General features: G+C 71.5%; 15 protein-coding genes and 2 pseudogenes. 15 read left to right on the top strand and 2 right to left on the bottom strand.

The features are described from left to right. From AB0H37_RS44330 to AB0H37_RS44300, 7 genes are all read left to right on the top strand, one after another. Window positions 1-543: aldehyde dehydrogenase family protein (locus AB0H37_RS44330; protein WP_360618743.1), on the top strand; the 543-nt coding region annotated here is incomplete at its 5' end. An 88-nt stretch (window positions 544-631) separates the two neighbouring features. Further along, on the top strand, window positions 632-1,576 hold the full coding sequence (locus tag AB0H37_RS44325) for a ribokinase (protein WP_360618741.1): 945 nt from the start codon (window positions 632-634) through the stop codon (window positions 1,574-1,576). Continuing rightward, window positions 1,573-1,971, top strand: coding sequence for a D-ribose pyranase (gene rbsD, locus AB0H37_RS44320; protein WP_360618740.1), 399 nt, complete (start codon window positions 1,573-1,575; stop codon window positions 1,969-1,971). Before AB0H37_RS44325 ends, rbsD begins: the two co-directional genes overlap by 4 nt. Window positions 1,972-1,983: 12 nt before the next feature. Next, window positions 1,984-3,477 carry a sugar ABC transporter ATP-binding protein gene (locus AB0H37_RS44315; protein ID WP_360618738.1) on the top strand — a complete coding sequence of 498 codons (1,494 nt, stop codon included), beginning with the start codon at window positions 1,984-1,986 and terminating at the stop codon, window positions 3,475-3,477. Continuing rightward, complete coding sequence (locus tag AB0H37_RS44310) at window positions 3,474-4,523, top strand: ABC transporter permease (RefSeq protein WP_360618737.1); 1,050 nt, start codon at window positions 3,474-3,476, stop codon at window positions 4,521-4,523. Before AB0H37_RS44315 ends, AB0H37_RS44310 begins: the two co-directional genes overlap by 4 nt. A 35-nt stretch (window positions 4,524-4,558) precedes the next feature. Next, window positions 4,559-5,569 carry a substrate-binding domain-containing protein gene (locus tag AB0H37_RS44305; RefSeq protein ID WP_179834252.1) on the top strand — a complete coding sequence of 337 codons (1,011 nt, stop codon included), beginning with the start codon at window positions 4,559-4,561 and terminating at the stop codon, window positions 5,567-5,569. A 260-nt stretch (window positions 5,570-5,829) separates the two neighbouring features. Beyond that, entirely contained in the window at window positions 5,830-5,973 is a 144-nt protein-coding gene (locus AB0H37_RS44300) for a hypothetical protein (protein WP_360618736.1), read from the top strand. A gap of 9 nt (window positions 5,974-5,982) precedes the next feature. Here AB0H37_RS44300 and AB0H37_RS44295 read toward each other — a convergent pair whose 3' ends face one another. Further along, complete coding sequence (locus AB0H37_RS44295) at window positions 5,983-6,348, bottom strand: metalloregulator ArsR/SmtB family transcription factor (protein ID WP_360618734.1); 366 nt, start codon at window positions 6,346-6,348, stop codon at window positions 5,983-5,985. A gap of 248 nt (window positions 6,349-6,596) precedes the next feature. Here AB0H37_RS44295 and AB0H37_RS44290 point away from each other — a divergent pair, with 248 nt between their 5' ends. The 8 genes and pseudogenes from AB0H37_RS44290 (at window position 6,597) to AB0H37_RS44255 (ending at window position 12,353) form a co-directional block, all read left to right on the top strand. After that, window positions 6,597-8,279, top strand: coding sequence for an FAD-dependent oxidoreductase (locus tag AB0H37_RS44290; RefSeq protein ID WP_360618732.1), 1,683 nt, complete (start codon window positions 6,597-6,599; stop codon window positions 8,277-8,279). 33 nt (window positions 8,280-8,312) lie between these two features. Beyond that, the gene (locus tag AB0H37_RS44285; protein ID WP_360618730.1) at window positions 8,313-9,692 is read left to right on the top strand and encodes an MFS transporter; all 1,380 of its coding nucleotides are present in this window, start codon (window positions 8,313-8,315) and stop codon (window positions 9,690-9,692) included. 56 nt (window positions 9,693-9,748) lie between these two features. After that, entirely contained in the window at window positions 9,749-9,997 is a 249-nt protein-coding gene (locus AB0H37_RS44280; RefSeq protein WP_329092202.1) for a hypothetical protein, read from the top strand. Window positions 9,998-10,001: 4 nt separating this feature from the next. Next, window positions 10,002-10,289: a metalloregulator ArsR/SmtB family transcription factor gene (locus tag AB0H37_RS44275; RefSeq protein ID WP_329092204.1), complete on the top strand. Its 288-nt coding sequence runs from the start codon at window positions 10,002-10,004 to the stop codon at window positions 10,287-10,289. Further along, on the top strand, window positions 10,286-11,395 hold the full coding sequence (gene arsB, locus AB0H37_RS44270) for an ACR3 family arsenite efflux transporter (protein WP_360618728.1): 1,110 nt from the start codon (window positions 10,286-10,288) through the stop codon (window positions 11,393-11,395). Before AB0H37_RS44275 ends, arsB begins: the two co-directional genes overlap by 4 nt. Next, window positions 11,392-11,580 (top strand): annotated as a pseudogene (locus AB0H37_RS44265) (three-helix bundle dimerization domain-containing protein); the annotation flags it as partial. The gene arsB and the pseudogene AB0H37_RS44265, both read left to right, overlap by 4 nt. Window positions 11,581-11,662: 82 nt before the next feature. Then, window positions 11,663-11,959 (top strand): annotated as a pseudogene (locus AB0H37_RS44260) (phosphotyrosine protein phosphatase); the annotation flags it as partial. Continuing rightward, the gene (locus AB0H37_RS44255; RefSeq protein ID WP_360618726.1) at window positions 11,952-12,353 is read left to right on the top strand and encodes an arsenate reductase ArsC; all 402 of its coding nucleotides are present in this window, start codon (window positions 11,952-11,954) and stop codon (window positions 12,351-12,353) included. The pseudogene AB0H37_RS44260 and the gene AB0H37_RS44255, both read left to right, overlap by 8 nt. A 770-nt stretch (window positions 12,354-13,123) precedes the next feature. On the opposite strand, the gene AB0H37_RS44250 is transcribed toward AB0H37_RS44255, so the two are convergent. Continuing rightward, window positions 13,124-13,203: integrase core domain-containing protein (locus AB0H37_RS44250; protein ID WP_360618745.1), on the bottom strand; the 80-nt coding region annotated here is incomplete at its 5' end.

The raw sequence follows: 13,203 nt of genomic DNA, 5'->3' as shown, positions 1-13,203 counted from the left end.
ACCCAGGTGGACGCCGCCGTCGACCGCTGGGTCTGGTACGCCGGCTGGGCCGACAAACTCACCGCCGTCACCGGCGCCGCCAACCCCGTCTCCGGACCGTTCTTCAACTTCTCCACCCCCGAACCCACCGGCGTCGTCGCCGTCGTCGCACCCGACTCCCCGCTCCTCGGCCTGATATCCGTCCTGGCCCCCGTCATCGTGTCCGGCAACACCACCGTGGCCATCGCGTCCGAACCCGCACCACTGCCCTCCATCACCCTCGCCGAAGTCCTGGCCACCTCCGACCTGCCGGGCGGTGTCGTCAACCTCCTCACCGGCCACCGCACCGAAATCACACCCTGGCTGGCCGCCCACATGGACATCAACGCCCTCGACCTCGCCGGCACACACCCCGAACACCTCCAAGAACTAGAAGACAACGCGGCCGGAAACCTCAAACGCGTCCTACGCCCCACCGGCCACGACTGGACCGCCGAACCGGGAACCGCACGCATGACCGCGTTCCTGGAGACCAAGACCGTCTGGCACCCCGTCGGGGTCTGATCCACAACCGCAAACGCCCAGGGAAACGGCGCGATCGCCGTGACCTCTCCCCACTCATGCCTCGAACAGCCGGAACAGGAGGACCGCGATGGAACCCCACGGTGTTCTCGTCGTCGGCAGCATCACCGCGGACGTGACCGCGTTCAGCGCACGGTTCCCGCGGCGCGGTGAGACCGTGCTCGGCGACGACTTCACCCTCGTGCTCGGCGGGAAGGGCGCGAACCAGGCGGTCGCGTCCGCCCGCGCGGGGGCACGGACGTGGCTCGCCGGGTGCGTCGGCCGCGACCCGTTCCGCGAGATCGTCCTGGACGGCCTGCGGTCGTACGGCGTCGAACTGGACGAAGTCCGGACCGTGGACGGCCGCACCGGCGTCGCGCACATCCGCGTGGACGCGTCCGGGGAGAACGACATCGTCATCACCCCCCTGGCGAACGCCGACCTCAGCCCGGCCATGGTCGACGCGAGCCTCGGCGCGACCGCCGGGAAGGTCGGCGTCCTGCTCCTGCAACTCGAAGTCCCCGCGGCGACGACCTGCCACGCGGCGAAGGCGGGCAGGGCGGCCGGACTGACGGTCGTCCTCGACCCGGCCCCCGCCCAGGCGCTCCCGGACGACGTGTGGCCGCACATCGACCTGGTCACGCCGAACGAGAGCGAGGCGACGGAGCTGACCGGTGTGGAGGTCACCGACCCGGCGTCCGCCGAGCGGGCCGGGCGATGGTTCCTCGACCGCGGCGTCGGCCACGCGCTGATCACGCTGGGCGCGGGCGGCGCCGTCTCCGTCACCCGCGAAGGCGCCCGGAACTTCGCCGCCTACCAGGTCACCGCCGTGGACACCACCGCGGCCGGGGACGCCTTCACCGGCTCGCTGGGCGCGGCACTCGCGGCCGGCGACGCCATGGAACGTGCCATCCGGCGGGGCATGGCCGCCGGGGCGCTGGCGACGACCAGACCCGGCGCGAGCCCGTCCCTGCCCGGTCGGGACGAGGTGGACGCACTGATGTCCGGCAACACCCTGGAAGGAGCCGCCCGATGAGGCGCAACAACGGCACGCTCAACGGCCAGCTGGCCCGGGTCATCTCCGAACTCGGGCACACCGACCAGCTCGTCGTCACCGACGCCGGGCTGCCCATCCCGCCCGGGGTGGAGCGGGTGGACCTGGCGGTGCGGCAGAACCTTCCGCGCTTCCTCGACCTGCTGGACGCCGTCCTCGCCGAGGTCGCCGTGGAGGGGGTGCTGATGTCGGAGGAGATCAAGCAGCACAGCCCGGAGATGCTCGCCGAGATCGAGGCCCGGTTCACCGGTGTCGAGATCCGGTTCGTGCCGCACACCGAGTTCAAGCGGTCCACCGGCGAGGCGCGGGCGGCGGTGCGGTCCGGGGAGTTCACCCCGTACGCGAACGTGCTGCTGACCGCGGGCGTCGTCTACTGACGGGAGATCGACATGCGGATGCAACTGGTCGACGTCCACAAGTCGTTCGGGGAGAACCACGTGCTGCGGGGCGTCGGCCTCGCGGTCGAGCCGGGCGAGGTCGTCGCGCTGTGCGGCGAGAACGGCGCCGGCAAGTCCACGCTGACGCGGGTGATCTCCGGCGCGCACCAGCCGGACGGTGGCACGGTCCTCGTCGACGGCCGCGCCACGGTCCTGAAGGACCCGCAGGCCGCGATGACGCTCGGGATCGAGGTCATCTACCAGGAGTTCCAGCAGAACCTGTTCCCGAACCTGTCCGTCGCCGAGAACATGCACGTCCTCGACCGGGAGGGCCGGTTCGGGCGGCTGCTGGTGTCGCGCCGCCGGATGGCGGAGGCCGCCGTGTCCGCCCTGAAGGATCTCGGCCTGGACATCGACGTGCGGCGGCCGGTCGGCGAACTCGGCGTCGCCGAGCGGCAGATGGTCGAGATCGCCAAGGCGATGACGCACAGGCCTCGGCTGCTGATCCTGGACGAGCCGACCGCGGCGCTGGACGAGCGGGAGTCGGAGCGGCTGTTCGAGCAGATCCGGCGGCTGCGCAAGGCCGGCGTCACGATCCTCTACATCAGCCACCGGCTGGACGAGGTGTTCGAGCTGTCCGACCGGATCGTCGTCCTGCGCGACGGCCGCGTCACCCTGGACGAGCCCACCGGGACGCTCTCCCCCGCCCAGGTCGTCACCGCGATGGTCGGCGACACCGTGGACGATTTCTACCCGAAGGAGCACAACACCACGGACCGGGTCGTCCTGCGGGTCCGGGGCGCGTCGGGCGGCGACGCGTTCCACGACGTCGATCTGGACGTCCGGGCGGGCGAGGTGCTCGGCATCGGCGGTGTCGTCGGCTGCGGCCGCGGCGAGCTGCTTCGCGCGCTGTTCGGCCTGCACCCGCTCACGTCCGGGACGGTGACCGTGGACGGCGAGCCGGTCCGGGCACGCGGCCCGAGGCAGGCGATCTCCGGGCGCATCGCCTATGTCACCCCGGACCGGTCCGGTGAGGGTCTCGCCATGCAGCAGTCCGTCGAGGCGAACGTGTCGCTGCCGTCCCTCGGCCGCTTCACGAAGGCCGACGTCGTCCTGCGCGGCCGGGAGCGCGCGGAGACCGAGAAGGTGATGGCGGACCTGCGGGTCCGCGCGGCGTCGCCGTCCATCGCGGCCGGGTCGCTGTCGGGCGGCAACCAGCAGAAGGCGCTGTTCGCCAAGTGGGTGATGGCCGGGCCCCGGGTGCTGCTGATGGACGAGCCGACCCGCGGCGTCGACGTCGGCGCCAAGACCGAGATCTACCGGATCATCAACGGCCTCACCGCGGACGGCGTCGCCGTCGTGCTGGTCAGCTCGGACCTGCCCGAACTCGTCGCCATGTCCGACCGCGTCCTCGTGATGCGCGAGGGACGCACCGTCTCCGAGCTCACCGGCGACGACGTCAACGAACAGAACATCCTCGAGCACGCACTGGTAGGTGCCCCATGACCTCCACCGTCACGAGCCTCGCGTCCCCGTCGCGGCTCTCCTCGGCGGCCGCCGCCGCGCGCCGGCTGCGCGCGGTCTGGATGCTGCTGCTGGTCGGGATCATCCTGACCATCGCCTCACCGGTCTTCCTGACGCACAACAACCTGATGAACGTCGGGCTGGCCACGTCCGTCGCGGCGCTGCTCGCGGTCGGCCAGACCTACGTGATCATCCTGGCGGAGATCGACCTGTCGGTCGGCGCGGCCCTCGGCTTCACCGCCGTCGTCACCGCGCAGACGCTCCGCGACCACGGTCTCGTCGCCGGGGTGGGCGCGGGCGTGGCGGCGGGCGCCGCGATCGGGCTGGTGAACGGGCTGCTCGTCACCAAGACGCGGATGCCGTCGTTCATCGCGACACTGGCCACCATGTCGGTGCTGTCGGGCCTCAGCCTGCAGCTCACCAAGGGCAACCCGGTCGCCGTCACCGACTACGACTTCCAGGGCATCGGGCAGAACCGGATCGCCGGCGTGCCCGTCCCCGTCGTGATCATGCTGGCGGTGTTCGCGGTGTTCGGGTACCTGCTCGCGCGGACCCGGTTCGGCCGGCACGTCTACGCCACCGGCGACAACACCGAGGCGGCCCGGCTGTCGGGCGTCCGCACCGACCGGGTGAAGATCCTCGCGTTCGTGATCAGCGGCGTGCTGGCGGCGCTCGCCGGCTTCATCCTCACCGCCCGGCTGTCCACCGCCGAGCCCACCGCCGGCACCGGCCTGGAACTGGAGGCCATCGCCGCCGTCATCATCGGCGGAACGAGCCTCGCCGGCGGCCGCGGCACCCTGCTCGGCACCCTCGTCGGCGCGCTCGTCCTCGGCGTCATCGACAACGGGATGAACCTGCTGGACGTCTCGCCGTTCCTGCAGAACGTCGTGAAGGGCCTGGTCATCCTGCTGGCCGTGTTCCTGGACCGCAACATCGACGTGCTGCGATCCCTCATCCCGAAACGTGCGGACCAGACCGCACAAGGCGGACCGTCCCACCGCAGCGGCACCGCCGCCAAGACCTCCTGACCGACTCCCACCCCAACCCCGCAAAGGAGATTCCCATGCGCGTGGCCCGAACCACCCGCGCCGTGATCGCCGTGACGGCCGCAGCCGCGCTCGCCCTGACCGGGTGCAGCCGCGCCGGCGAGGACGCCGGCGCCTCCACCGGCAAGGCGTCCGGCAAGAAGGACGCGACGATCATCATGAGCACGCTCAACAACCCGTTCTTCGTCAGCGTCAAGAACGGCGCGCAGGCGCAGGCGGCCAAGCTCGGCATCAAGCTGAACGTGCAGAACGCCAACAACAGCGACGCCGCCGCGCTCAACCAGGCGACGACGGCCATCTCCAAGCAGACCGGCATCCTCATCATCGACCCGGTCAGCACCCAGTCGGCGACGTCGTCGGTGACGCAGGCGAACGGCGCGAACATCCCGGTGATGGCGTTCGACCGCAAGCCGTCCGGCGGCAAGCTCGCCACGTTCGTCGGCTACGACGCCGTCCAGGCCGGGCGCAACGCCGCCAAGTCGCTCGCCGAGGCCGTCGGTGAGAAGGGCAAGGTCGTGGAGATCCAGGGCCTGCTCGGCACGAACGTCGCGCAGGACCGCAGCAAGGGCTTCAACGAGGAGATCGCCAAGCACAAGGGCATCACGGTCGTCGCCAAGCAGGCCGCCGACTTCGACCGCGCCAAGGCGCTGAACGTGATGACGAACGTGCTGCAGGCCAACCCGGGCATCAACGGCGTGTACGCCGCGAACGACGAGATGGCCATGGGCGTCTTGTCGGCGCTGAAGGCCGGCAACCTGTCCAAGAAGGTGAAGCTCGTCGGCAACGACGGCATCTCCGACGCACTGGCCGCGGTCGCGGCGGGCGACATGTACTCGACGAACGCCGAGTCGCCGTTCGCGCTGGGCCAGAAGGTCATGACGCTCGCCGCCGACGTCCTCGCCGGCAAGAAGGTCGCGGCCGACGAGACGCTGCAGGGCAGGCTCGTCACGAAGGGCGGCGCCAAGGAGTACGCCGACTACCTGGTCGGGCTCGGCGACGCCGCAGACGTCCCCCCGTCTCTGAAGTAGGACACGCGAAGGTCCCACCGGCCCCGTCCGGGGGCCGGTGGGATCGCCCTCCCTCGGGGGACCAGAAGGCCCCGAACCTGCCGCATCTGGTCGTCCCGCACGCCACGCGGCTCACCGCCATGATCGGTCAGCGGCGAGGACGAGATGCCGGCAGTGCGCGGCCCACTGGAACCGCCCCACGGCCACGCGCAGCGCGCAGCGCAGCGGGTCCCCGCCGGCCACGACCTCGAACGGCCGCCACCTGGGCCCCCGGCGGCGGGATGCCGATGCACCGCGGCGGGATCTCCACCCCCCATCCCGGGCTCGGCTACGTCGGGTTGGAGTGGCAGCCTTCGTTCGCCTCGGCCACCCTGCGCGGTGTCGGCGCCGACGCCCGCCACGTCCTCTCCCGGCTGAGCCCGTAGGCGAGCGGCTCAGGCGGGGGTGAGCGCGGGCAGGGCGAACAGGCCCGCCAGCCGGGTCAGCCGTTCGGGGACCACCCGGTAGTACACCCAGGTCCCGCGGCGCTCGCCGTCGATCAGTCCGGCCTGGCGCAGCACCTTGAGGTGGTGGGAGATGGTGGGGGCGGTCAGCTCGAAGGATCCGGTCAGGTCGCACACGCACGCCTCGCCGCCCTCGGCCGAGGCGATCATGTTCAGCAACCGCAGCCGGACCGGGTCCGACAGCGCCTTGAACACCCCGGCCAGCTCGGCCGCCTCTTCCTCGCCGAGGGTGGGGCCGCTCAGCGGCGCGCAGCACGCCGGGTCGGTGACATCGTCCAACTCCAGCAACTTAGACATGCCTCTAATTTGACATCCTTCTATCCAGGCTTGCAAACTGGGGCCTGCTTAGAAGAACATCGAAACAGGGAGCTGGGCGACCAGGAGGGCGAGCGCGTCGCCTTCCAGGACGGGCGCGGCGAGGTCTGCACCAGCGCGTGCCGCGGGGCCGCTCACCGCGACCGCTCCACCACCGCCGCCTACCGTGCCCGTTGTGATCGGCCGCCGACCTTCATATTCGGCATCACGCAACGCAGCAAGGAGACACCATGAGCGAGAACCCGCAGGAGCCCGCCGAGCAGGCGGCCGGTACGGGCCAGTCGGGGGGCGCGGGCAGCTGCTGCGGGGTCAGCGGCTGCTGCGGCGACACCGAGCAGTCCCTGGACCCGGCGGTCACCGTGATCGAGGCCAAGACCAGCGCCGGCTGCGGCTGCGTCAACGAGCAGGAGGGTGCCGCGGACCTGCCGGTGGTGGTCATCGGCGCCGGGCCGGTAGGGCTGGCCGCCGCCGCGCACCTGGCCGAACGCGGGCAGGACTTCCTGGTCCTGGAGGCCGGGGACGCCGCCGGGGCTGCGATTTCGCAGTGGGGGCACGTCCGACTGTTCTCGCCGTGGCGGTACGACACCGACGCCGCCGCCCGCCGCCTTCTGGAGCCCACTGGGTGGGCCCTGCCCGATCCGGATGCGCTGCCGACCGGTGCCGAACTGGTCCGCGACTACCTGGCTCCGCTGGCCCGGGTGCCTGAACTGGCCCGGCGGATCCGCACCGGCACCCGCGTGGTCGCCGTCGCTCGGCGCGGCGTGGACGTGACCCGCACCGTCGGCCGCGACCAGCAGCCGCTGCTGGTCCGCACCGTCGGCCCGGACGGCGCTGTCACCGACCTGACCGCTCGCGCGGTCATCGACGCCTCGGGGACCTGGGGCCGCTCGAACCCGCTCGGCCATTCCGGCCTGTCCGCACCGGGCGAGGACCAGGCAGCCGCTTACCTGACCGGACCGTTGCCGGATGTGCTGGGCCGTGACCGCGACCGCTTCGCCGGCAAGCACACCCTGGTCGTCGGGATGGGCCACTCGGCCGCCAACACCCTGCTCGCGCTCGCCGAACTCGCCAAGACCGCGCCCGGCACCCGCATCACCTGGGCCGTGCGCAGCGCCTCGGTCGCCCGCCTGTACGGCGGCGGCGACGCCGACGGCCTGCCCGCACGCGGTGCGCTCGGCATCCGTCTCAGGGCCGCAGTGGAAGGCGGCGAGATCGAGCTGGTGCGCAGCTTCACCATCACCGGCTTCACCAGCCCCAACGCAGGCCCGGCTACCGGTCCCGTGAACGTCGTCGGCGTGACCCCAGACGGTGAGCGCGTCATCGAGGCCGACGCTGTGGTGGCGGCTACCGGGTTCCGTCCCGACCTGGACATGCTCCGCGAAGTCCGGGTGGAACTCGACCCGGCCACCGAAGCGCCGGTCCGGCTCGCGCCGATGATCGACCCCAACTTCCACTCCTGCGGCACCGTCCCCCCGCACGGCGAACGCGACCTCGCCCACCCCGAGACCGGCTTCTACCTGGTCGGGATGAAGAGCTACGGCCGGGCCCCGACCTTCCTGATGGCCACCGGATACGAGCAGGTCCGCTCAGTCGTCGCCGCGCTCGCTGGAGACCGCGCCGCGGCCGACGCGGTTGAGCTCGACCTGCCCGAGACCGGCGTCTGCTCCACCAACCTCATCGCTGAGGACCAGTTGCCCGGCGCCTCTGCCGGCGTCTCTGCAGGCGACGGCTGCGGAACCAGTTGCGGCACCGAGCCCGCCGAGACGCCGGCCGCGGTCACCGCGGGCGGCTCGTGCTGCGGTGGATCGGCGCCCGAGCCGGTCACCATCGGCATCGGCGCGCCCGCCGGATTGGGCTTTGCGACCGGAAGCGTCCACGGCTACTCCGGCGACTCCGAACGCGGCGACAACTGACCGGTGCTCCACGAGCCATCGACGCCAGGGCCGGTGCCGTCGACGGGTGATCCCGCCGCCGGCACCGGCTCCACCGCTCCCAGCAGCCCGAACAGCGCCACCGCCAAGGGTGCGGTCACCCGCGTCCCGCTGATCGCGCTGTGCGTCACCGAGATCACCAGCTGGGGAATCCTCTACTACGCCTTCCCCGTCCTGGCCCCTGACATCAGCCACGACACCGGCTGGTCCACCGGGGCCATCACCGCGGCGTTCTCCGCCGCGCTCGTCCTGGCCGCCCTCGGCGGCATCCCGCTCGGCCGCGCCCTGGACCGGCACGGCCCCCGCGCCCTGATGACCGGCGGCTCGGTGCTGGGTGCCCTGGCCGTCCTGGGCCTGGCGGCCGCTCCGAACCTGGGCTGGTTCGTGGCCGCGTGGCTGCTGGCCGGGACCGCGATGACCGCTGTGCTCTACCAGCCCGCGTTCGCCGCCCTCACCCGCTACCACGCCCCCCACCACCTGGGCGCGCTCACCACCCTCACCCTCGTCGCGGGGCTGGCCAGCACCGTCTTCGCGCCCCTCACCAGCGCCCTTGCCGACCAGATGTCCTGGCGGGCCGTCTACCTGGTGCTGGCCGCCGTCCTGGCCGCGGTGACCATCCCGCTGCACTACTTCGCGCTGCGCCGCCCCTGGCCGCCGCCCATCGAGCGCCACCCCGCCTCCGGTGGCTCCGCAGGCGATGGCGATGCCGGCCGCGACCAGAGCAACGACCAGATGGACGCGGCGCTGCGCACGGCGGTCCGCACGGTGGTCCGCAGTTCGCCGTTCCTGCTGCTGACCGCAGCACTGACGTTGTCGGCGTTCTCGATGTACGCCGTGCTGACCAACCTCATTCCGCTGCTGACCGCACGCGGCGCCTCCAGCGGCATCGCCGCCTGGGCGCTCGGCCTGGGCGGCGTCGGGCAGGTCGCCGGAAGGCTGGGCTACCGCGCCCTGGTCCGCCGCAGCAGCGTCCGCGCCCGCACCGTGTGCATCCTGGCCGCCTCCGCCCTCACCACCACCGTGCTGGCCGCGGTACCAGGCCCCCTCCCGCTGCTCATCGCCATCGCCGTCCTGGCCGGGACCACCCGCGGTATCGCCACCCTGCTGCAGGCCACCGCCGTATCCGACCGCTGGGGCACCGCCGCCTACGGCTCCCTGTCGGGCGTCATGGCCGCGCCCGTCACGATCGCCGGCGCCATCGCCCCCGCCGCAGGAGCCGCCCTGGCCACCGGCCTGGGCGGCTACCCCGCCCTGTTCGCAGCCCTCGCCGCCACTGCGGCACTGGCCGCCCTGGCGGCCACGGGCAGCATCCCCCGCCGCGCCGCGGCCACCAGCACCGACCCCACCGCAGGCGGCCCCGCCGACCAAGACCGCGCCAACCAGCCGCCCAGGTAGAACGGTCGGGGAAATGGCTTGGCCGTCTTGCCGGACGCGGGCTACCGGCGGCGAGCATGAGCGACGAGCAGGAGTTCCTGCACAAACTGGCGCGACTGGCCGACCGGGAGCACCAGCGCCACCAGGCACTGCAAGCCCGACCGCAGGCATGGGAGATCCAGCCCGGCAGCCCGCTGGCCGACGACGAGGCCAAGTCGGAGCGCCTGCAGCGCCCTGGCGCACGGCGACACCCCCACCGGCGCGCAAAGCCGCAGGTCAGCATCCCTGCTAACGTATCATCCTGTGGTGATGTCAGTAGAGAATGATGTAATGAGGGTGCTCGCGGACCCGCTCCGCGCGCAGATCGTGTCGCTGCTGGCGGCCGAGGCCCTGTGCACCTGCCACCTGGTCGAAGAGACCGGCGCCAAGCAGACCAACATCTCCAACCACCTGCGCACGCTGCGCCAAGCGGGCCTGGTCGACACCGAGCCGTGCGGCCGCTTCACCTACTACCGGCTGCGCCCCGAAGCGCTGGACGACCTGGCCGCTCAGCTCACCGGCCTGGCCGAAGCCGCCCGCCACGTCGATCTGCACCAGCGGAAGAGGCCCTGCACATGACCAGCACCGAATCGGCGCCCACTGCGGCGGGCCGCGCCGAGCCCACGGTGGTCGCGGGGCTGTCGAGGCTGGACCGGTTCCTGCCCGTCTGGATCATCGCCGCGATGGCGGTCGGCCTCGGGCTCGGACGTGCCATCCCCGGCCTGGACGACGCGCTGAGCAAGGTCGAACTCGGTGGGATCTCCGTCCCGATCGCGCTCGGGCTCCTGATCATGATGTACCCGGTGCTGGCCAAGGTCCGCTACGACCGGCTCAGCACCGTCACCGGCGACCGCCGCCTCATGATCTCCTCGCTGATCCTGAACTGGATCGTCGGGCCCGCCGTGATGTTCGCGCTGGCCTGGATCTTCCTGCCCGATCTGCCCGAGTACCGCACCGGGCTCATCATCGTCGGGCTCGCCCGCTGCATCGCCATGGTCATCATCTGGAACGACCTGGCCTGCGGCGACCGCGAGGCCGCCGCGGTGCTGGTGGCGCTCAACTCGGTGTTCCAGGTCATCGCGTTCGGGGTGCTCGGCTGGTTCTACCTGCACCTCCTGCCGGGCTGGCTCGGTCTGGACACAGGCGACCTGCACTTCTCCACCGGCAAGATCGTGGTGAACGTGCTGGTGTTCCTCGGCGTCCCGCTGCTGGCCGGCTACCTTACCCGGCGTTTCGGCGAGAAGGCCCGCGGCCGCGAATGGTACGAGTCGCGGTTCCTTCCCCGCATCGGCCCGGTCGCGCTGTACGGGCTGCTGTTCACCATCGTGATCCTGTTCGCCCTGCAGGGAAAGACGATCACGTCCCAGCCCGGCGACGTCGCCCGGATCGCGCTCCCGCTGCTGGCCTACTTCGCGCTGATGTGGGGCGGGGCGTTCGCCCTCGGACGCGGCGTCCGACTGCCCTACCCGCGCACCGCGACCCTGGCGTTCACCGCCGCCGGGAACAACTTCGAGCTGGCCATCGCGGTCGCGATCGGAACCTTCGGCGTCACCTCCGGCCAAGCCCTGTCAGGCGTCGTCGGGCCGCTGATCGAGGTACCCGTACTGGTCGGGCTCGTCTACGTCTCGCTCTGGCTCCGCCGCCGCTTCTCCAACGCACCCGATCGGCTGGAGAGCCGACGATGAGCGCGACGGTCAACCGCGCCGTCTTCGACCGCATAGCCGCGCGACCGGCCGCCCACTTCCATGGACTGGTCTCCGCTGACACTGTGAAGCGCCTGGTCATCGACTTCTACCGACAGCTGCACTCCACCTCGCGCATCTGCGCCTACCTGGTGGTCCTGGCCGAGCGGTTCGCCACCGAGCGGCTCACCGCCCTCGCCCAGGCCGACGGCCGACTGGCCAAGCCGGTCCCCCAGGTGCTGTTCGTCTGCGACGCACGCCGGACGCTCCCAGATGGCAGCGGCACTCGCCATAGCGCGCGGACAAGGCCGTGTGAAAGCACGCTCGGCAGGCACGGCACCGACCGCCGAACTGGAACTGGCTGTCGGCGAGGTCATGGCCGAGTTCGGCGTGGATCTGTCCGCCGAGTTCCCCAAGCCGCTGACCGACGAGCTGGTCGGCGCCGCCGATCTGGTCATCACGCTGGGCTGCGGCGGCGCGTGTGCCCTCGTGCCCGGCGTCCGCTACCTGGACTGGACCATCCCTGCCCCTGCCACCCTCGACCCGCAAGGGAGCCTTGATGCCTGACAAGCCCAGTGTGCTGTTCGTCTGCGTCCACAATGCCGGACGATCCCAGATGGCCGCCGCCTACCTCACCCACCTCGCCGGTGACCGGGTCGAAGTCCGCTCCGCCGGGTCTGAGCCCGCTGACCACGTGAACCCCGCAGTCGTCCAGGCCATGGCCGAAGAGGGCATCGACATCTCCGCCGAGATCCCCAAGGTCCTCACCGTGGACGCCGTCCAGGCCTCCGATGTCGTCATCACCATGGGCTGCGGCGACACCTGCCCCGTCTTCCCCGGCAAGCGCTACCTCGACTGGCAGCTCGACGACCCCGCCGGCCAGGGCGTCGACGCCGTCCGCCCCATCCGCGACCAGATCCGCGGCCGCATCGAAGAACTCACCGCCGAACTCACCATCTGACGCTCACGCTCCAGCACCCTCAGGACCCGTTGCCCGGGCACTTGTCGCCGCCCACGCGAGCGTTAACCGTTGCGGTCTCAGACGGGCGGATGGCGGGATCGGCGGTGGTGGTGACGCTAGCGGAAGTGAGCCGGACGTAGGCACGAGGCTGGCCATGCGCTGGTGGCAGGACTTGGCCAGGGCGGTGGCGGGCGGTAGCCGTTGGATCCTGCAGGGCAGAATGCCGCAGCTGGTGCACCGTCCAGCCCCTAAGTGCCAGGCCGCAGGGCGACCTCGAACAGTTATACGGTGCACGGGCAGAGCAATCCGCCGCTCGGCCCAGGCCGCCATCGAAGGAGTCGAGGCAGCGCAAGAAGGACAGCGCCGCACGCATGAACTGACCGAGCAGGAGCAGCACACCGACCGGTTCAGCGCGCCGTCGCCCAACTCGGCGACCCCTCCCCCGCAATCCAACTCGGCGGCGTCCACGCCCTGGCCGGGCTCGCCGACGACGCCCCCACCCGCGACTTCCGCCAAACTTGCATCGACGTACTGTGCGCGTTCCTCCGCCTGCCCTACGGCTCCGATCCCGGCGAAGGACCGGCCGAGGGCAAAGACCTCGGCGAGCACGCCCGCGTCCGTGCCGCCTTCCCCAGCCTTCGAGAGGTCCGCCACACCGTCATCCGCGTCGTCGGCAACCACCTGCGCGCGGGAGCCCCCGGTCTCCTGGCAGGGCCACGACTTCGACTTCACCGGCGCCGTCGCGCTAACCGCGACCTAGCTGTACTCGGTCATGATCTTGGTGACAGTCGGGTGATGGGTGGCTTGCCGCCCAGGGCTGAGTGGGGGCGTTTGGTGTTGTAGTGCTCCA

This window comes from Actinomadura sp. NPDC023710 (assembly GCF_040639875.1).
GTDB classification, from domain to species: domain Bacteria; phylum Actinomycetota; class Actinomycetes; order Streptosporangiales; family Streptosporangiaceae; genus Spirillospora; species Spirillospora citrea.
This window is presented reverse-complemented; position numbering and strand designations above follow the sequence as displayed.